The following is a 19,822-nucleotide window of genomic DNA, read 5'->3' on the forward strand; positions in this document are numbered from 1 at the left end:
CAGTGCGGCGTCGCCTGAAGCCCTGTGTCTCAAGTCGCCCCCAGCGCTGCCGTTATACTGGCAACCACGGGCGCTCGGCATTATTACACGCGCCGCCGCGCTGCCAAGAGGCCGGGTTCGACAGGTTGTATACAATCATGACTGAAATCAATAGTCTCGCTGCACAAACCGCAGTCAATACCCAAGCCATGAAGGCCGGTATGACCGGCGAACTGCTGCGCCTGACGCAACCGCAGCCTGGCTTGATGGCCCCTGGCGAGACCGCACAGGCCGAAGTGGTTGCGATGCGGCAGGTGGGCAGCGACTTTCAGCTGGTGCTACGGCTGATGCAGGCCAACGGCCTTCAGACCCAACTGCAGGCCAGTGCCAGCCAGCCCCTGCCCCAAGGTAGCCAGATCACCGTCAGCCAGACCGAAAGCAATCATCTGGCGATCATGCTGCAGCAGGCCAGCGCCAGCCAGGTCGCCACCCTCACCCGCCTGGACACCAGCAAGGTGCCCGTCGGCACCCTGCTGCAAGGCAAGGTCATGACCAACCAGCTACTGCCCCAGGCCGCTGGCCAGCCTGCGGCCTACCGGGCGCTGATCAGCCTGCTCAACAGCGCCCAGGCCGGTGCCACCCTGACCGTGGACAGCCCGCGCCCGCTGGCTATCGGCAGCCTGCTCAGCGCGCTGGTGCAGGGTGACCAGTCACTGCGTTTCGTGCCTCTCAGTGGCAGGCAGGACCAGCTCAACATCGCCCAGCAGCTGCTAACCCAGCAAAACCGCCAAGCCTCGTTGCCCGGCCTGCTCAACGCCCTGCAACAGATGACCCGAGACCCTGGCATCGATGGCGACCTGCGCGCCAGCGCCGAACGCCTGTTGGTCAGCCTGCCAGACGCGCGCCAGCTGGGCGATGCGAAAGCGGTTGCCCAGGCCTTGAACAACAGTGGCGCTTTCCTTGAAGCGAAACTGCTGGGTGGCTTTCCTGCCAGCGTCGCCACCGATCTGAAGGCGCATTTGTTGCGGCTGGTCGCCCAGGCTTCGACCACGCCGTCCGGCACGGCCAACCTTGCACCAGCCAGCCTGGCCGTGACCATGCCGGCACTGGCCCGCAGTGCGCTGGGCATGCTCGAACGGGTCAGCCCCAGGCCGCAGCCGGGGGCGTTCCCGCTGCCCTCGCGCCTGCTCAAGGCCCTGGAAGACGAAGGCGACCTGCAACAACTGCTGCGCCTTGCCGCTGCGGCAATTTCGCGCCTGCAAAGCCATGCCATGAGCAGCCTGCAACAGACCGGAACGCTGGAAAACGGCACCCTGCAGACCACCTGGCAAACCGAAGTGCCGATCCGCCACGGCCAGGAATTCATCCCGTTGCAGGTCAAACTGCAACGCGAAGAAACCCCGCAGCAGCAGGCCGACCGCCAGCATGAAGCACAAGACCCGCTGCAAGCCCTTTGGCGCATCGAGCTGGCCTTCGACCTGTCGCCACTCGGCCCCGTGCAGGTACAGGCACAACTGAGCCAAGGCCGCCTGAGCGGGCAACTGTGGGCAGAGCGTGAGCAAACCGCCAGGCTGATCGACACCCAGCTCGGCGCCCTGCGCGAGCGCCTGCTGGCACGTGGCCTGGACGTCGGTGACCTGGAGTGCCACCCTGGCACGCCGCCACAAGGCCCGCGCACGCGGGTAGAACAACGTTGGGTGGATGAAAACGCATGAGCCAGAAGCACACACGCCAGGCCATTGCCCTGAGCTACGACGGCCAGCAGGCCCCCACCCTCAGCGCCAAGGGTGACGATGCCTTGGCCGAAGCTATCCTGGCCCTGGCCCGCGAACACGAGGTGCCAATCTACGAAAATGCCGAGCTGGTGCGCCTGCTGGCGCGCCTGGAGCTGGGTGAGCAGATCCCGGAGGCCTTGTACCTGACCATCGCCGAAATCATCGCGTTTGCCTGGCAACTTCGCGGCAAAGTCCCGTACGGCTTCGACGATTCACCGACAGGCGAACGTGACGTGACAGAGGTGCTTGCGCGCCTGCCTGGCCCGCCAGGCTGAGCCATAGGGCCAGCACTATTTACCACTCCCCTGCCAATCAGCCGGTCGATGCTGTGGTTTTCCCAACCCACGGAGACCGACATGGCCACCACGCACATCAATGCGGCTGGCGTGCAGTTCGTACGCAACCACCTCGCCACCCTTCCCCGCCCCGACCGCGAGGCCAAGCGCGCAATTGCTGCCTGGCTTGCCACCCAAGGGGTACACCTGGACCCAGACCTGATCGATGTCGTCACGCTGCATGTTCACCCTGATGGCATCGCCAGTTACCAGGCCAAAGTCGTACAGCGCGTCAGCCTCACCCAAGCGGTGCTGATGAACTGGCAAGGTGAATCCAACAACGACTTCTTCGGCGGGCTGTTCAGACAACCCTGGGCCGGCACGTTGCCGGACGATGGCCCGATCACACTGGTCGACCACTTTCCCCCACAGCCCATTTACGACAACGGCGCCTGGTACGCGGTGTTCAATGGCCTGTTCAAGCGCAGCACACCCGCCCGTTACGATCACTCGACACTGCTCGACATCCGCGCCGAAGCCTTGCAAAGCCACATAGAAGCGCTGGACTTTCACACCCTCTACAAGGCGACACTCGATACCTACTGGCGCGAGCAACTTGCTGACTATCGCTTGAGCTGCAAACTCAACTTCATCGCAGCCTGCAACAAGCAAGTCAACGAAGGCAGCCTGAGTGATGCCGCTCGCATGCTGGCCTGGCGCGCGGCCGAACTGATTCCTCAGGGCAAGGGGCTACGCCTTAGCACGCTGAGCATCTACGGCTATGCCGCCACCGACCTGCTTTACATCAACGACGCCGGCAGTGGCTTGACCCTGCTCTACGCCCCCGGCAACAGTTCACCGCTACTGGAGTTCGCCAGCGAAGACCTGTTGAAAGACTGGGTTGGCAAAACGTGCAAGGACGCCGCCGGGCGCCAGGCACTCAAGCAACACTTCCGCTTGGCCGACGGCCCACAGGGAATAGACTTCAGTGGCCTGGATACCGCCTTGGAAGGCCTGGGTGTTTATCCGCGCAGCCATCGCCTGCCACCCGAACACGGCTTTTTCAACAACGACGGTACATGGCCACCGCGTACTTACGTCAACTACCGCCCAGGCAAGTACAACCCACGCATTACCGGCGATCTTTTCCAGGCCATGGCCGAGCGAATGCGCCAACGCTGCTACGACGATGCCGACTTTCTGATCACCAGCGACGCGCAGGTGACCAAGGCCCGCTGGCGTGGCTACCTGGTAACGTCGCTCAACCTGCTGGCGCCTCTGGCCCTCATAGTTCCCGAACTCGTACCCCTGCTGGCTATCGGCGGTGTAGCACAGTTTGGCCTGGGGCTCGATCAGGCAATCAACGGCAAAACCCTTGAAGACAACGACGCTGGCGTGAGCAACATCGTTTTCGGCCTGCTCAATGCCACGCCCTTGGCCACCCTGCCAGAAACCCGCCCGAGAATGCGCTTCCCGGGCAAAAGTTCGCGCTTCGTCATGCCCACGCGACTGAATGATCAATGGGGCTACCCACTGAGCCCCAACAGCCCACCCCGGTTACCTGAAGCGTCAATATCCGACTACTTTTCACCCCCTCAGCCCGCCGTGCCGACCACGCGAATCATCAGAGGCGCGTTGAATCGGGCAACAGGCACCCATCCGCTGCTGGCGATCAACGATGGAAAAGAAGTCAAAGTACTGTATGACACTGAACACGATGCGTTCATCCTGGAGTCGGATGCCAACGAGGTATTGCCAACCTATTATCAAGTCACTGACAACCGTCACGGCTTGACTGCAATTGACCTGACCAACCGCCCAGTGACAAACCAGATGCGCATGGACACGTTGCGCGCATTGGGTGTGGACATAGAGCTGCCCATCACTATCCCCACGGTGAACAGCGCCGAAGTACGGCCAATTCCCAAGCAAATCCTCAGCATCTGGGTCGGCGACAAAAGCATCCCCGATGAACTGCTGGACACCGTTGCCACAAACGCAAAACGCCTGGAACACACCCGTTTCGCTTACCGACTGTACCTGTCGAAGGCCAATCCGAAAGTATTCAAGAGCAACTACGCAAGGCTGACCGGAAAAGCCCCTCGGCTGCATGTGCTCCCACTGGAAGAGCAGCCCTTCTTTGATAACTTCAAGGCCACTGGGCACTTTCAACAATATGAACAGGCGCTTGATGCACCGGGTGCAAACTTCGCGTCGGCGTGCGACATACTCCGCTACCCACTCCTTCGATCAGAGGGTGGCGTCTATATGGACATCGACGACACCTTGCGCACCTTGGGTGACAATCCACAGGCCTATGCGGTGATCGACTCAACCCCCTTGGCCACTACGCCTGACGGCCTTGTACTGGGTGGTCCGGTGAACAATGAACTGCTGGGCATGCATTGCGCGTACAACACCAACATCATCGGCAGCCATGCGGGCAACCCGACCCTGAGCCTGATTTCTGAAGCGATGCACCAGCGCTTTCTCGGCAACCTGACGTTCTACGACACCCGGCCTCTACGCGGCAGTGCCGGGTTCGAGGCGTATGCCCAGGAGTTGAGCAACATGACCGGACCTGGCGTGTTCACTGATGTGGTTGATCAGCAACTGCCCAGGCTGCGTATTCTGCGACAGATCAGCAACCTGGAATCAACGCCTCTTAACGATCCTGGCTTCGTCACAGGAGACTTGACCTTTCCCCTTTTCAACGCGAGGCACAGCGATCAGGCGCTGAGTTACGTCGTGGAGATCGGCAACTACCACTCGTGGAGCAAAGCCTGACACCTGCTGGGCGACTTGCGTCGCCCGCTTGACGGAGCCATAACGCCAGCACTATCTACCGCCCCCCTGCCGATCAACCGGTCGATGCTGTGGTTTTCCCAACCCACGGAGACCGACATGGCCACCACGCACATCAATACGGCTGGCGTGCAGTTCGTACGCAACCACCTCGCCACCCTTCCCCGCCCCGACCGCGAGGCCAAGCGCGCAATTGCGGCTTGGCTTGCCACCCAAGGGGTACACCTGGACCCAGACCTGATCGATGTCGTCACGTTGCACGTTCACCCTGATGGCATCGCCAGTTACCAGGCCAAAGTCGTACAGCGCGTCAGCCTCACCCAAGCGGTGCTGATGAACTGGCAAGGCGAATCCAACAACGACTTCTTCGGCGGGTTGTTCAGACAACCCTGGGCCGGTACGTTGCCGGGCAACGGCCCGATCACGCTGGTCGACCACTTTCCCCCACAGCCCATTTACGACAACGGCGCCTGGTACGCGGTGTTCAATGGCCTGTTCAGGCGTACCACACCCGCCCGTTACGATCACTCGACGCTGCTCGACGTCCGCGCCGAAACCTTGCAACGCCATATAGAGGCAATGGACTTCCACTCAGGTTACAAGGCATCACTCGACACTTACTGGCATCAACACCTTTCAGACTACCGACTGTGCTGCAAACTCAACTTCATCGCTGCCTGCAACAAACAGGTCGCAGAGGGCAGCCTGAGCGACGCCGCACGCAAGCTGGCCTGGCGGGCAGCCGACCTGATCCCGCGTGGCGAAGGTTTACGCCTGAGCACGCTGAGCATCTACGGCTATGCCGCCACCGACCTGCTGTACATCAACGACACCAAGACCGACCTGACCCTGCTCTACGCGCCGGGCAACAGTTCGCCACTGCTGGCGTTCGCCAGCGAAAACCTGCTGAAAGACTGGGTTGGCAAAACGTGCAAGGACGCCGCCGGGCGCCAGGCACTCAAGCAACACTTCCGCCTGGCCGACGGCCCACAGGGAATAGACTTCAGTGGCCTGGATACAGCACTGGAAGGCTTGGGCGTTTACCCGCGCAGCCATCGCCTGCCACCCGAGCACGGCTTTTTCAACGACGACGGTACATGGCCGCCGCGCACCTACATCAATTACCGTCCCGGCAAGTACAACCCACGTATTACCGGCGACCTGTTCCAGGCCATGGCCGAGCGTCAGCGCCAACGCTGTTACGACGATGCCGATTTCCTCATTACCAGCAATGCGCAAATAACAAAATCCAGATGGGCCAGCTACCTGAACAGCACCCTCACCCTTGTAGCGCCGCTAACATTCGTGGTGCCGGGCCTGGCCCCACTGCTTGCGCTGGGCGGTATAGCGCAGCTTGCGCTTGGCCTTGACCAGGCCATCAACGGGAAAACCTTGAGCGAAAAACAGCAAGGGCTGGGCGATATCGCTTATGGGCTTTTGAATGCAACCCCCTTGGCCGCTGAGGCCATGATCAAAAGCACTGCACTGTTTCGCTATCAGGAAGACGGCTTCGTTCTCCCGCGCAAAATCAATGATCAATGGGGATACCCCCTGAGTCCCGTAAGCCCGCCCCATTTGCCGGAGGTGGAAGTAGCCCCCTATTTTCACCGCCCGGTGCGCATAGCGCCCCTGGCGGACGCTGATGCCGTCGTTGCCAACTCGGTAAGGCGCTTTCCTCGGTACGACGGCGATGTGGACCAACTGATCGGCTACTACGAAGAGACTCCCGACTATCCGGAAATGCTCGACCTGGTTTACGACATGGAAGCCGATTTGTTCATCACCGAGGAAGGTACCAATGAGGTAGAGCCGGCTTACTACGAAGCCGAGCCCGGTACCGGCAACATGCGCATCGTCAACCCCGAAGGGCGCCATGTAACAGACCAGATGCGCATGTCATCCCTGCGAGCGCTGGGTATCGATGTGCAGCTTCCCGTACATTTACCAGCGCCCGTCCCGCCAGGTGCTCATCCGATCCCCAAGCTGATTTCATCGCTTTGGGTCGGCAATAAAACGCTCAGCGACGAGCTGCTTGGCACACTGGCGGCCAACGCACTAAAACTACGCGACAGTGCGTATCGATATCGGCTATTCCTGTCAAAAGCAAACCCCGAGGCCTTTGCGGAAAACCTACGCACGCTAGAGGCAAGAGTGCCCGGGATGCAGGTATTAACACTGGAAGACCAGCCTTTCTTCACCGCCTTCGAACACAGCCAGTACTTTGCCCAGTATCAAGCGGCAATCGATGGCAATGGCGGTGTAGCCACCAACTTCTCCTCAGCATCGGATGTATTGCGCTACCCGATGCTGCATGCCGAAGGCGGGTTATACATGGATGTTGATGACCAACTGCTGGGTGCGGCTGCCAGTGCCGCTCATGGCACTGCGGCTATCGATACCGTAGAATTGGTCGCCACCGATGACGGGCTGCTGTTACACCCACCCATGCAAAACGAGAAGCTGGGCATGAACACGCAGTTCAACACCAGCATGATCGGCAGCCACGCCGGCAACCCGACACTGCTGGCCATTTCCGAAGAAATGCATGCCCGCTATCTGGCCAATGCGGATTTCTACCAGGTACGTCCCACACTGGCAGATGACCCCGCTGGCTTCTATCGCTACGCCAACCGGCTCAGCGAGCTGAGCGGCCCGGGAATGCTCAATGCCGTGGTAGACCGGGTGCTGCCAGACCTCTATTGCCTGCGGCAGCTTCACAACCTGTACATGATGCCGCGCATCAACAGCTTCCTGTACGTTGACCTGGACGCTTTCAAGGCGCTACAGCTCCAGCGCCTGCCACTGTCCCGCGTGGCCAGCGTGGGCGGCATGCATTCCTGGGCCACTACCTGAAGCAACCGCCCCAAAAAAGGCGACATCATGGTCGCCTTTCTGCCTTCACCCGCTGCGGTGCAGCTTACTCATCAGCTCCGCCTCGGCCTGGGTCAGGCCGCAGCTTTCGGTCAGCTCGGCCACACTGGCGCCCATGCCCACCAGCTTGGCGGCCTGGGAGAAGGTGACATTGTTGGGGTCGCGCTGCTCCAGCTGCTGAATCTTGTCAGGCAGCGGGGCCACCGCCACGCTCAGCTCGTGCAGCGCCTCACCCATACGCACGGTACCGTTCTGGTAGTCGTCCAGACGTTTGGCCAGGTCCTTGATGCGCTGGTCACGCAGCGCATCGCCTTCGGCCTGCTGCGAAGCCAGCTCACGCTGGCGCTTGCTGTAGTTAAGGAAGAACCACAGGCTCAGCGCCCACAACAGCGCCAGGAAGATGACAGCACCCTGTAGGATCAACTCAGATATTCTCCAGCTCGGACCACTCTTCCTCGGTCATCATCTTGTCCAGCTCGACCAGAATCAGCAATTCGCCATTCTTGTTGCACACGCCCTGAATGAACTTGGCCGACTCTTCGTTACCCACGTTCGGCGCGGTCTCGATTTCGGACTGGCGCAGGTACACCACCTCGGCCACGCTGTCGACCAGAATGCCGACCACTTGCTTGTCGGCCTCGATGATGACGATACGGGTATTGTCAGTGACTTCGGTCGGCATCAGGCCGAAACGCTGGCGGGTGTCGATCACTGTCACTACGTTGCCGCGCAGGTTGATGATGCCCAGCACATAGCTTGGCGCACCCGGCACCGGGGCGATCTCGGTGTAGCGCAACACTTCCTGTACCTGCATCACATTGATGCCGTAGGACTCGTTGTCCAGACGGAAGGTAACCCACTGCAGGATCGGATCTTCGGAACCTTGTGCAGACGACTTTTTCATTCCCCTAGCCCTCAAAATCCGCCATTGGCGGTGTGTTCGGTCATTTTTGTTTAGCGTGCATCTGCTTGACCGCGCCGCTGGCGATCAGCTCGGCCAAAGCGGCGACGTCGAGCAGTGCACACATGTGTTCGATTACGGTGCCGGCCAGCCACGGGCGCTGGCCACGCTGGCTGCGCCATTTGATTTCGGACGGGTCCAGGCGCAGCGAACGGCTGACCTGGTGCACGGCCAGCCCCCATTCGTAGCCCTGCACGGAAATCACATAATTCAGGCCTTGGCGAAAATCATCGCGGTAACGGTCGGGCATGACCCATCGCGCAGTGTCCAGCACCTTCAGGTTACCCGCCTGGCAGGTCAGGATGCCGAGAAACCAGTCGGGCTGGCCGAACAGCGGCGTCAGCTCCTGGCCGGCCAGGTTGTAGATCGAGCCCAGGCACACCAGCGGCACCGCCAGGGTCAGGCCAGCCACGTCGAACAGCAGGCATTCGAACGGCTCGGCGGCCCATACCGGGCGGCCGTCGACGGTGGCTGGCGGCACTGGCAGGTCCGGTGCTGGCAAGTGCACATCCACCAGCGGAACGGCCAGCTCCACGGCATGCTCTTCGACCCGTACCGGATTACTGGCCTCAGCTACCACCGCTTGCTCGACCACTGTCACCCCAGGTGCTTCCACCGGCATGACGGCAGGCAACACCGCCAGCGTTGGCTCGGCAAAAGGTCGCGGCGGGAGGTTAACGGTCGTTTCAACCGGCGCCGGCATGGCCGGCTGCCGGGCATCACGCACCTGCTCCTCACGCACCGCTTCGGCGAACTCGTCCGCCGCTGCCGGCGGCTCGAACAGGTCTTCGGCCTCGGTAGCCTCCTGCAGCAGGCCATCGAGGTACGATTGCAGGGCCAGCTGCGGCCGGGTGCCGGTTTTCTGTAGCTGGGTCATCAGGCCACCTGCGCCGCAGTCTTGTAGGTCAGCAGGTGCTTGAGCAGCGCCCGGTAGGCAACAAGCCCGCGGCTCTTGCTGTCGAACTGCGAGGGCGTAACGCCCTTGCGGCTGGCATCGCGCAGGCGTGTATCCACCGGGATGTAACCTTGCCACACTTGCTGACCGTAGCCGTCACGCAACTGCTTGAGCGTGCCCAGCGAAGCCTGGGTACGGCGGTCGAACAGGGTTGGCACGATCTGGTACGGCAGCGCCTGCTTGCGCGAGCGGTTGATCATGGCCAGGGTACCGACCATGCGCTCCAGGCCCTTGACCGCGAGGAACTCTGTTTGCACCGGGATCACCAGCTGCTGGCTGGCAGCCAGGGCGTTGACCATGAGCACACCAAGCAAGGGCGGGCTGTCGATCAGGGCAAAGTCGAAATCCTGCCACAGCTGCGCCAAGCTCTTGGCGATCACCAGGCCCAAGCCATTCTGCCCCGGCGACTGGCGCTCCAGCACTGCCAAGGCGGTGCTCGACGGCAGCAGCGAAATACGCTCGTCACTGGTAGGCAGCAGCAACTGACCGGGCAGGCCCTCGGGCACTGCGCCCTTGTGCAGGAACAGGTCGTAGCAGCTGTGCTCCAGGGCATCGGGGTTATGCCCGAAATAGCTGGTCATCGAGCCGTGCGGGTCGAGGTCGACAACGACCACGCGCTTGCCGGCCTCCGCCAGCAGGCCGGCCAGGGCGATGGTCGTGGTGGTCTTGCCGACGCCACCTTTTTGATTGGCTACTGCCCAGACTCTCATCAAGCAAACTCTATCTATTGATTTGGCAGGGACACTGTAGAAACAACTATTTAAAAGCTTGCACGATCCCTGTGGGAGCGGGTTTACCCGCGAACACCGGCAAAGCCGGTGCCATACACCGTGTCGCCTTCTTCGCGGGTGAACCCGCTCCCACAGGGGTGGTGGCAACCTCTCGAATCCATTGCACAGTGACAGAGAATTGACGAGTTACTGCCCCGCCACCGTTGCTGGCGTTGCCGGTGCACTTTGTGTGCCAGCCCGCCGTAATGCCGCATCCGGGGTGGCATTGGCACTGCCAGAGCCGGTCAGGCTGCGGCGCACTTCAAGGTTGCGCGATATCACCAGCACCACACGGCGGTTGCGCGCGCGGCCGTCGGCGGTGTCGTTGCTGGCCACCGGCTGGTACTCGCCATAGCCGACCGACGCCATGCGCGCCGGGTTGACCCCTTCCATGGCCAGCAGGCGCACGATGCTCGCCGCCCGTGCCGACGACAGCTCCCAGTTGGTCGGGTACTGCGCGGTGCGGATCGGCAGGTTGTCGGTAAAGCCCTCGACGTGCACCGGGTTGGCGAACGGTTTGAGGATGTTGGCCACCTTTTCGATGATGGCGAACGCCTTGTCGCTGGGCATGGCATCGCCGCTGCCGAACAGCAGCGACGAGTTCAGCTCGATCTCGATCCACAACTCGTTGCCGCGCACGGTCATCTGGTTGCTGTTGATCAGGTCGCCAAAGGCATCACGCACATCATCGCTGATGGTTTTCAGCGGATCGACATGGGTCTGCGCCAGGCCCGCTTCGGTCTGCTCGCTTTCCTTCACCAGCGGCTCTGCCGGGCGGACGCTCAGCGGCTGTTCATCGCCAATGGGGATCGGTTTCATGCTGCGCTCAGGGTCGTTGAACACCCCGAGCAGGGCTTGGGAAATGACCTTGTACTTGCCCTCGTTGATCGAGGAAATCGAGTACATCACCACGAAGAACGCGAACAGCAAGGTGATGAAGTCGGCGTACGACACCAGCCAGCGCTCGTGATTTTCGTGTTCCTCGGTATGACGACGGCGACGCATGGGTTACTCCATGAAGCCTTGCAGCTTCAACTCGATCGAGCGCGGGTTTTCACCCTCGGCAATCGACAACAGGCCTTCCAGCAGCATTTCGCGGTAGCGTGACTGGCGCATGACAATGGCCTTGAGCTTGTTCGCGACCGGCAGCAGGATCAGGTTGGCGCTGGCCACGCCGTAGATAGTGGCGACGAAGGCCACGGCAATGCCGTTGCCCAGCTGCGACGGGTCGGCCAGGTTGCCCATCACATGAATCAGGCCCATCACCGCACCGATGATGCCGATGGTCGGCGCGTAACCGCCCATGCTTTCGAACACCTTGGCAGCCTGAATATCACGGCTTTCCTGGGTCAGGAAGTCGACTTCAAGGATGCTGCGAATGGCTTCAGGCTCAGCGCCGTCCACCAGCAGTTGCAGGCCTTTGCGCGCATACGGGTCGGGCTCGGTATCGGCCACCCCTTCCAGGCCCAGCAGGCCTTCCTTGCGTGCCGTCAGGCTCCAGTTCACCACCCGGTCTATGCCACCCGCCAGGTCGACGCGTGGCGGGAACAGGATCCAGCGCAAAATCTGCAAGGCGCGCTTGAAGGACGACAGCGGCGACTGCAGCAAGGCCGCTGCCAGGGTACCGCCCAGCACAATCAGCCCCGCCGGGCCATTGATCAGGGCACCGACATGGCCGCCTTCGAGGAAGTTGCCACCGACGATGGCGACAAAGGCGAGGATCAGGCCGATCAGGCTGAGGACGTCCATCAGACGCAGGCCTCCACCAGGTGTTTGCCGATTTCGTCCAGGCTGTACACCGCGTCGGCCAGGTTGGCTTTGACGATGGCCATGGGCATGCCATAGATCACACAGCTGGCTTCATCCTGGGCCCACACGGTGCTGCCGCCCTGCTTGAGCAGGCGCGCACCTTCGCGGCCATCGGCGCCCATGCCGGTGAGCACCACCGACAGCACTTTGTCGCCATACGACTTGGCCGCCGAACCGAAGGTGATGTCCACGCACGGTTTGTAGTTCAGGCGCTCATCACCAGGCAGGATCTTCACCGTGCCACGGCCATCGATCATCATCTGCTTGCCGCCCGGGGCCAGCAAGGCCAGGCCTGGGCGCAGCATGTCGCCGTCCTCGGCCTCCTTCACGCTGATGCGACACAGTTTGTCGAGGCGCTCGGCAAAGGCCTTGGTGAACGCCGCCGGCATGTGCTGGATCAGCACGATCGGTGCCGGGAAATTGGCCGGCAACTGGGTCAGCACCCGCTGCAGGGCCACCGGGCCACCCGTCGAGGTGCCAATGGCCACCAACTTGTACGGCTTGCGCTTGGGGGCTGGCGAGTGCGACGCCGCAGGTGAAGGGGCAGCCGCCCGCGCAGGCAAGGCCGGGCGCGCCTGCGCCGGGCTGGCGAAACTGCTGGCGGGTGCAGGGCTGCTGGCAGGTGCCGGCGCGACGACCGGTGCCGTTCTGGCATAGCTGCCGAGGCGGCGGTTGCTGCGTGAAAGGGTGTGCACCTTCTCGCACAGCATCTGCTTGACCTTCTCGGGGTTACGCGAGATGTCCTCGAAGTTTTTCGGCAGGTAATCCACCGCGCCAGCATCCAGCGCGTCAAGGGTGACGCGGGCGCCCTCGTGGGTTAGCGAGGAGAACATCAACACTGGCGTCGGGCAGCGCTGCATGATGTGCCGCACCGCGGTGATGCCATCCATCATGGGCATTTCGTAGTCCATGGTGATGACATCGGGCTTGAGCGCCAGCGCCTGGTCGATTGCTTCCTTGCCGTTGGTCGCGGTACCCACTACCTGGATCGTCGGATCCGCCGAGAGGATTTCCGAGACGCGGCGGCGGAAGAAACCGGAATCATCCACCACCAGGACCTTGACTGCCATAAACACTCCATTAGGCGGCGCAACCCGCCAGGGTGCGCCACCGAAATCAAATACGCCGCGCGGCGTAACGCTTGAGCATGCTCGGGACGTCGAGAATCAACGCAATGCGCCCGTCACCGGTGATGGTGGCCCCGGACATGCCCGGGGTGCCCTGCAGCATCTTGCCCAGCGGCTTGATGACCACTTCTTCCTGACCCACCAGTTGATCGACGACAAAGCCGATGCGCTGGGTGCCGACCGACAGGATCACCACATGGCCCTCGTGCTGCTCTTCGTGCACCTGGCCCTGCACCAGCCAGCGCTTGAGGTAGAACAGCGGCAGCGCCTTGTCACGCACGATCACCACTTCCTGGCCGTCGACCACATTGGTGCGCGACAGGTCGAGGTGGAAGATCTCGTTGACGTTGACCAGCGGGAAAGCGAACGCCTGGTTGCCCAGCATCACCATCAGGGTCGGCATGATCGCCAGGGTCAGCGGCACCTTGATGACGATCTTCGAACCCTGGCCCTTGGCCGAGTAGATGTTGATCGAACCGTTGAGCTGGGAGATCTTGGTCTTCACCACGTCCATGCCCACGCCACGCCCAGACACGTCGGAAATCTCGGTCTTGGTCGAGAAGCCGGGGGCGAAGATCAGGTTGTAGCAGTCCGACTCGCTCAGGCGCTCGGCAGCGTCCTTGTCCATCAGGCCCTTTTCCACGGCCTTGGCGCGCAGGATGTTCGGGTCCATGCCCTTGCCGTCGTCAGAAATCGACAGCAGGATGTGGTCGCCTTCCTGTTCGGCCGACAGCACCACACGCCCCGTGCGGGCTTTACCGGAGGCTTCACGCTCGTCGGGCATTTCCACGCCATGGTCGACAGCGTTGCGCACCAGGTGCACCAACGGGTCGGCCAAGGCCTCGACCAGGTTCTTGTCCAGGTCGGTTTCTTCGCCGACCAGCTCCAGGTTGATCTCTTTCTTGAGCTGGCGGGCCAGGTCGCGGACCAGGCGCGGGAAGCGGCCGAACACTTTCTTGATCGGCTGCATACGGGTTTTCATCACCGCGGTCTGCAGGTCGGCGGTGACCACGTCGAGGTTGGACACAGCCTTGGACATGGCCTCGTCGCCGCTGTTCAGGCCCAGGCGCACGAGGCGGTTACGCACCAGCACCAGTTCGCCGACCATGTTCATGATCTCGTCCAGGCGCGCGGTGTCGACGCGTACGGTGGTTTCCGCTTCGCTAACCGCATGCTTTTCGGCGGCCGGGGCCGGGGCGCGCGGTGCCGCCGATGGCTTGCTGGCTGGCGCAGCAGCGGGCTTGGCTACCTGCTGGCTGTCGGCCTTCGCTGCGGCAGGTGCTTGCACCTTGGCTGCGGCGGGTGCTTCGACTGCGGCAACGTCACCACCGAACTTGCCCTTGCCATGCAGCTGGTCCAGCAACGCCTCGAACTCATGCTCGCTGATTTCATCGCTGCTCGCCGCAGGGCTCTCCTCCACGGCGGGCGCCTTGGCGGCTGGCAAGGCATCAGCCTGGAAGGTACCCTTGCCATGCAACTGATCGAGCAGCGATTCGAACTCGGCGTCGGTAATTTCATCGCTGACCGGTTCTGCAGGTGCGGCTACCGGCGCTGCAGCCACCTCGGCGCTGAACTGGCCTTTGCCGTGGAGTTGGTCAAGCAGCGATTCGAACTCGGCGTCAGTGATTTCGTCACCCCCGCTGCTGACGGTCTCGCCCTGCATCTGCTCGTCGGCCGCTGCTTGCGCCTTGACCGCATCGAGCGAGTCGAGCAACTGTTCAAATTCGCTGTCAGTGATGTCCTGGTCTTCAAGCGGGACCGCAGCGGCTGCCTCGGCAACCGGCTCGGGCACAGCAGCAGGCGCTGCAACCGCTTCGGCGCTACCCGGCTCGGCCAAGCGCGACAACGCCGCCAGCAGCTCGGGGGTGGCGGGGGTCACTTCGGCGCGCTCGCGCACCTGGCCAAACATGCTGTTGACCGTGTCCAGTGCCTCAAGCACCACGTCCATCAGTTCCGCGTCGACCCGGCGCTCACCTTTGCGCAGGATGTCGAACACGTTCTCGGCGATATGGCAGCACTCCACCAGCTCGTTCAGCTGAAGGAAGCCGGCGCCCCCTTTTACAGTGTGGAAACCGCGAAAGATCGCATTGAGCAGGTCGGCATCGTCAGGTCGGCTTTCCAGCTCGACCAGTTGCTCGGACAGTTGCTCAAGAATTTCGCCGGCTTCTACCAGGAAATCCTGGAGGATTTCTTCATCGGCGCCGAAGCTCATCAAACGTGCTCCTTAAAAACCCAGACTGGACAGCAGATCATCGACATCGTCCTGACCGGACACGACGTCTTCACGCTTATCGGCATGAATCTGCGGACCTTCACCCCGAGTCGGATGTTTTTCTGCATCTTTTTCTGCGCGCAGTTGATCGTGGTCATGTTTTATGCCGGCAAACCGGTCGACCTGGCTGGCCATCAGCACCAGCTTGAGCAGGTTGCTTTCTACCTCGGTCACCAACGTGGTGACACGCTTGATCACCTGGCCGGTCAGGTCCTGATAGTCCTGGGCCAGCAGAATGTCATTGAGGTGGCCGGCGACCTTGCGATTACCTTCGGCGCTGTGCGTCAGGAAACTGTCGACGCGCTTGACCAGGTCACGGAACTCCGGCGCAGCCACTTCGCGGCGCATGAAGCGCTGCCAGTCGGTGCTCAGGGCCTTGGCCTCGCTGGCCAGGTCGTTGAGCACCGGGGTGCTCTCCTCGACCAAGTCCATGGTGCGGTTGGCCGCGCCCTCGGTCAGCTTGACCACATACGACAGGCGCTCGGTGGCGTCGGTAATTTGCGACACCTCCTCGGCTTGCGGCATGGTCGGGTCGATCTGGAAACTGACGATGGCGCTGTGCAGCTCGCGGGTCAGCTTGCCGACTTCCTGGTACAGCCCGCGGTCGCGGGTCTGGTTCAGCTCGTGAATCAGCTGCACCGCTTCGCCAAAACGGCCCCGCTCCAGGCTTTCGACCAACTCCTGGGCATGTTTCTTCAGGGTCGATTCGAACTCGCCCAATGACGTTTGTGATGAATCCATGGCGCGCCCCCTGACGTGACTCAGCCGTTGACGCGTTCGAAGATCTTCTCGATCTTTTCTTTGAGCACCTGGGCGGTGAACGGCTTGACCACATAACCATTGACGCCGGCCTGGGCCGCTTCGATGATCTGGTCGCGCTTGGCTTCAGCGGTCACCATCAGTACTGGCATGCTTTTCAGCTTGTCGCTGGCACGGACTTTACGCAGCAGGTCGATGCCGGACATACCCGGCATGTTCCAGTCGGTTACCAGGAAGTCGTAGTGGCCGTTTTCCAGCATCGGCAGTGCCGTGGTGCCGTCATCGGCTTCGTCGGTGTTGGTGAAGCCCAGATCACGCAACAGGTTCTTGATGATCCGCCGCATCGTCGAAAAGTCGTCAACGATGAGGATTTTCATGTTCTTGTCCAATTAGACCTCCAAGCAGTCTCAAACGCGCCCGGCCTACCGAGCACGCACTCATTCAATTCGGTACAACGTGGAAAACGACTGCAACGACAGCAGGCTCAACGTGCCCGCCACTCCCCAAGACGGCTGCGCAGACGCGCGGCGCACTGGCTGTGCAACTGGCTGACCCGCGACTCGCTGACACCCAGCACCTCACCGATTTCCTTAAGGTTCAGCTCTTCGTCGTAGTACAGCGCCAGCACCAGGCGCTCACGCTCCGGCAGGTTGGCAATGGCGTCGGTCAGGGCAGCCTGGAAGCGCTCGTCCTCCAGGCCACGCGCCGGTTCGACGTGGCCACTGGCACCGTCTTCATGCAGCCCTTCGTGCTCGCCGTCCTGCAACAGGTCGTCAAAGCTGAACAGACGGCTGCCCAGGGTATCGTTCAAGATCGCGTAATAATCATCGAGACTCAATTGGAGTTCGGCAGCAACTTCATGATCTTTAGCGTCTCGACCTGTTCTGGCCTCCACGGCACGCATCGCGTCACTGACCATACGGGTGTTGCGGTGCACCGAGCGCGGCGCCCAGTCACCCTTGCGCACTTCATCCAGCATGGCCCCGCGAATGCGGATGCCGGCGTAGGTTTCAAAGCTGGCGCCCTTGCTGGCGTCATATTTGCTGGCCACTTCCAGCAGGCCGATCATGCCGGCCTGTATCAAATCCTCGACCTGCACGTTGGCCGGCAACCGCGCCAGCAAGTGGTAGGCAATGCGTTTGACCAGCGGGGCATAGCGCTCGATCAGCTCGTACTGGGCGTCTTTCGCTGCCCGGCTGTACATCTTGAAGCCGCTGGCGTTCATAGCGCGGGTCCCGCGCTGGTGGGTTGCACCAGGCGCTCGACGAAGAACTCCAGGTGACCACGCGGATTGGCCGGCAGCGGCCAGCTGTCGACCTTCTGGGCAATCGCCTTGAAGGCCAGCGCGCATTTGGAGCGAGGGAAGGCCTCGTAGACAGCGCGCTGCTTCTGCACCGCCTTGCGCACGCACTCGTCGTACGGAACGGCACCCACATACTGCAGGGCAACGTCAAGGAAGCGGTCGGTGACCTTGGTCAGCTTGGCGAACAGGTTGCGCCCTTCTTGCGGGCTCTGCGCCATGTTGGCCAGCACGCGGAAACGATTCATGCCGTAGTCGCGGTTCAGCAGTTTGATCAGGGCGTAGGCGTCGGTGATCGACGTCGGTTCGTCGCACACCACCAGCAGCACTTCCTGGGCGGCGCGAACGAAGCTGACCACCGAGTCACCAATACCCGCAGCGGTGTCGATCACCAGCACATCGAGGTTGTCGCCGATTTCGCTGAACGCCTGGATCAAGCCGGCATGCTGGGCCGGGGCCAGGTGCACCATGCTCTGGGTACCCGAGGCCGCCGGCACGATGCGCACACCGCCAGGGCCTTGCAGCATCACGTCACGCAGCTCGCAGCGCCCTTCGATGACATCGGCCAAGGTACGTTTGGGGGTAAGGCCCAGCAACACGTCGACGTTGGCCAGGCCCAGGTCGGCGTCAAGCAGCATGACCCTGCGGCCAAGCTCGGCCAGCGCCAGGGACAAGTTCACTGAAACGTTAGTCTTGCCGACGCCACCTTTGCCACCGGTCACGGCGATCACCTGTACGGGATGCATGCTACCCATGTCTGTTCTTTACCTTGTCTCGCTGGGACTCAGGCCACACACGGGGTAATTCTGCGTACCCCTTGGCATAGCGACTTTGCACACACTTCATGGTCAACCCGCTCGCCGTGGGTTGTGATAGAGATCAGCGAACATGTCGGCCATGGCCTCTTCGCTGGGCTCGTCCTGCAGCTGCACATTGACCGCGCGGGAGACCAACTGGTGGCCACGCGGCAGGTGCAGGTCGTCAGGAATGCGCGGGCCATCGGTGAGGTAGGCCACAGGCAGTTCATGACTGATGGCAAGGCTCAGTACATCACCAAGGCTTGCCGTTTCATCGAGCTTGGTCAGGATGCAGCCGGCCAGGCCACAACGCTTGTAGCTGTGGTAGGCGGCGGTCAGCACCTGCTTCTGGCTGGTGGTGGCCAGCACCAGGTAGTTCTTGGCGGCAATGCCACGCCCGGCCAGGGTTTCCAGTTGCATGCGCAGCGCCGGGTCACTGGCCTGCAGGCCAGCGGTATCGATCAGCACCACGCGCTTGCGCAGCAGCGGTTCCAGCGCAGCGGCCAGCGACTGGCCCGGGTCGACATAGGTCACCGGTACGTTGAGGATGCGGCCCAGGGTCTTGAGCTGCTCCTGGGCGCCGATACGGAAGCTGTCCATGCTTACCAAGGCCAGGTTCTGCGCGCCGTACTTGAGCACATAGCGAGCGGCCAGCTTGGCCAGGGTGGTGGTCTTGCCCATGCCGGCCGGGCCGACCATGGCAATAACCCCGCCCTCTTCGATCGGTTCGATTTCCGGGATCTCGATCATACGCGCCAGGTGCGCCAACAGCATGCGCCAGGCCTGGCGTGGCTCTTCGATCTCGGTGGTCAGTTCCAGCAGTTCGCGGGCGATCGGCCCGGACAGGCCGATGCGCTGCAGGCGCCGCCACAGGTTGGCCTGCTGCGGCTTGCTGCCTTGCAACTGGGTCCAGGCCAGCGAACCGAGTTGCACTTCCAGCAACTCGCGCAGCCCCGACAGCTCGGAGCGCATGGCATCGAACAAACGCGGGTCTACTGGCGCCGCAGCCGGGGCAGCGGCAGCCTCAGGGGCATCGACGTGCGGCTCGATCAACGGCTCGGCGGCGGTCAGCGACTGCCCGGCGAACAATTGGCGGTTGTTGTCACTGCTGTCCGAGCGGTGGTCCAGTTCGGCCTGGGCAGTGGCGATGCGCGTATGCGTCTTGCGCAGCTCTTCTTCCAGCTCGGCGTTGGGCACACGCGGGGCCAGGGCGGACAGCTTGTAGTCCAGCGCGGCCGTCAGTTCGACACCACCGGCAATACGACGGTTGCCAATGATCGCGGCATCGGCGCCCAGCTCATCACGGACCAGTTTCATGGCCTGACGCATATCGGCGGCGAAAAATCGCTTAACTTGCATTATCCACT

At 62.1% G+C, this 19,822-nt stretch carries 17 protein-coding genes; 4 read left to right on the forward strand and 13 right to left on the reverse strand.

The window, feature by feature from the left end; all coding sequences use genetic code 11:
* Window positions 1-137 precede the first annotated feature (137 nt).
* The 4 genes from QQL85_RS12855 (at window position 138) to QQL85_RS12870 (ending at window position 7,687) form a co-directional block, all read left to right on the forward strand.
* Window positions 138-1,694, forward strand: a complete 1,557-nt coding sequence (locus QQL85_RS12855) for a flagellar hook-length control protein FliK (protein WP_284353971.1) — start codon at window positions 138-140, stop codon at window positions 1,692-1,694.
* Entirely contained in the window at window positions 1,691-2,029 is a 339-nt protein-coding gene (locus QQL85_RS12860) for an EscU/YscU/HrcU family type III secretion system export apparatus switch protein (RefSeq protein WP_284353972.1), read from the forward strand. Before QQL85_RS12855 ends, QQL85_RS12860 begins: the two co-directional genes overlap by 4 nt.
* 81 nt (window positions 2,030-2,110) lie before the next feature.
* Window positions 2,111-4,816, forward strand: coding sequence for a dermonecrotic toxin domain-containing protein (locus tag QQL85_RS12865; RefSeq protein ID WP_284353973.1), 2,706 nt, complete (start codon window positions 2,111-2,113; stop codon window positions 4,814-4,816).
* A gap of 117 nt (window positions 4,817-4,933) precedes the next feature.
* Complete coding sequence (locus QQL85_RS12870) at window positions 4,934-7,687, forward strand: dermonecrotic toxin domain-containing protein (RefSeq protein ID WP_284353974.1); 2,754 nt, start codon at window positions 4,934-4,936, stop codon at window positions 7,685-7,687.
* Window positions 7,688-7,732: 45 nt separating this feature from the next.
* Here the strand turns inward: QQL85_RS12870 and QQL85_RS12875 are convergent, their stop codons facing one another.
* The 13 genes from QQL85_RS12875 to flhF all read right to left on the reverse strand — a co-directional run bounded on the left by QQL85_RS12875 (window position 7,733) and on the right by flhF (window position 19,814).
* Window positions 7,733-8,128: a DUF2802 domain-containing protein gene (locus QQL85_RS12875; RefSeq protein WP_274080892.1), complete on the reverse strand. Its 396-nt coding sequence runs from the start codon at window positions 8,126-8,128 to the stop codon at window positions 7,733-7,735.
* A gap of 1 nt (window position 8,129) precedes the next feature.
* Window positions 8,130-8,609: a chemotaxis protein CheW gene (locus tag QQL85_RS12880; RefSeq protein ID WP_003254393.1), complete on the reverse strand. Its 480-nt coding sequence runs from the start codon at window positions 8,607-8,609 to the stop codon at window positions 8,130-8,132.
* Window positions 8,610-8,649: 40 nt separating this feature from the next.
* Window positions 8,650-9,543, reverse strand: coding sequence for a CheW domain-containing protein (locus tag QQL85_RS12885; protein ID WP_284353975.1), 894 nt, complete (start codon window positions 9,541-9,543; stop codon window positions 8,650-8,652).
* Window positions 9,543-10,331, reverse strand: a complete 789-nt coding sequence (locus QQL85_RS12890; protein ID WP_284353976.1) for a ParA family protein — start codon at window positions 10,329-10,331, stop codon at window positions 9,543-9,545. The genes QQL85_RS12885 and QQL85_RS12890 overlap by 1 nt, the downstream gene beginning before the upstream one ends.
* A gap of 207 nt (window positions 10,332-10,538) precedes the next feature.
* Window positions 10,539-11,396 carry a flagellar motor protein MotD gene (gene motD / locus QQL85_RS12895; RefSeq protein WP_284353977.1) on the reverse strand — a complete coding sequence of 286 codons (858 nt, stop codon included), beginning with the start codon at window positions 11,394-11,396 and terminating at the stop codon, window positions 10,539-10,541.
* 3 nt (window positions 11,397-11,399) lie between these two features.
* Window positions 11,400-12,140, reverse strand: coding sequence for a flagellar motor protein (locus tag QQL85_RS12900; RefSeq protein WP_284353978.1), 741 nt, complete (start codon window positions 12,138-12,140; stop codon window positions 11,400-11,402).
* Window positions 12,140-13,270, reverse strand: a complete 1,131-nt coding sequence (locus QQL85_RS12905) for a protein-glutamate methylesterase/protein-glutamine glutaminase (protein WP_284353979.1) — start codon at window positions 13,268-13,270, stop codon at window positions 12,140-12,142. Before QQL85_RS12905 ends, QQL85_RS12900 begins: the two co-directional genes overlap by 1 nt.
* Window positions 13,271-13,316: 46 nt before the next feature.
* Entirely contained in the window at window positions 13,317-15,539 is a 2,223-nt protein-coding gene (locus QQL85_RS12910; protein ID WP_284353980.1) for a chemotaxis protein CheA, read from the reverse strand.
* 12 nt (window positions 15,540-15,551) lie between these two features.
* On the reverse strand, window positions 15,552-16,340 hold the full coding sequence (locus tag QQL85_RS12915) for a protein phosphatase CheZ (RefSeq protein ID WP_016711773.1): 789 nt from the start codon (window positions 16,338-16,340) through the stop codon (window positions 15,552-15,554).
* Between the two features lie 20 nt (window positions 16,341-16,360).
* Window positions 16,361-16,735, reverse strand: coding sequence for a chemotaxis response regulator CheY (locus QQL85_RS12920; RefSeq protein WP_010955070.1), 375 nt, complete (start codon window positions 16,733-16,735; stop codon window positions 16,361-16,363).
* Between the two features lie 107 nt (window positions 16,736-16,842).
* Complete coding sequence (gene fliA / locus QQL85_RS12925) at window positions 16,843-17,583, reverse strand: RNA polymerase sigma factor FliA (RefSeq protein WP_284353981.1); 741 nt, start codon at window positions 17,581-17,583, stop codon at window positions 16,843-16,845.
* Window positions 17,580-18,413, reverse strand: a complete 834-nt coding sequence (gene fleN, locus QQL85_RS12930) for a flagellar synthesis regulator FleN (protein WP_284353982.1) — start codon at window positions 18,411-18,413, stop codon at window positions 17,580-17,582. The genes fliA and fleN overlap by 4 nt, the downstream gene beginning before the upstream one ends.
* Before the next feature lie 93 nt (window positions 18,414-18,506).
* A complete protein-coding gene (gene flhF, locus QQL85_RS12935; RefSeq protein ID WP_284353983.1) occupies window positions 18,507-19,814 on the reverse strand; it encodes a flagellar biosynthesis protein FlhF in 1,308 nt (435 codons plus the stop codon).
* Between the last annotated feature and the right edge of the window lie 8 nt (window positions 19,815-19,822).

Origin of the sequence: Pseudomonas putida (genome assembly GCF_030159595.1) — a bacterium.
Taxonomy (GTDB): domain Bacteria; phylum Pseudomonadota; class Gammaproteobacteria; order Pseudomonadales; family Pseudomonadaceae; genus Aquipseudomonas; species Aquipseudomonas putida_AC.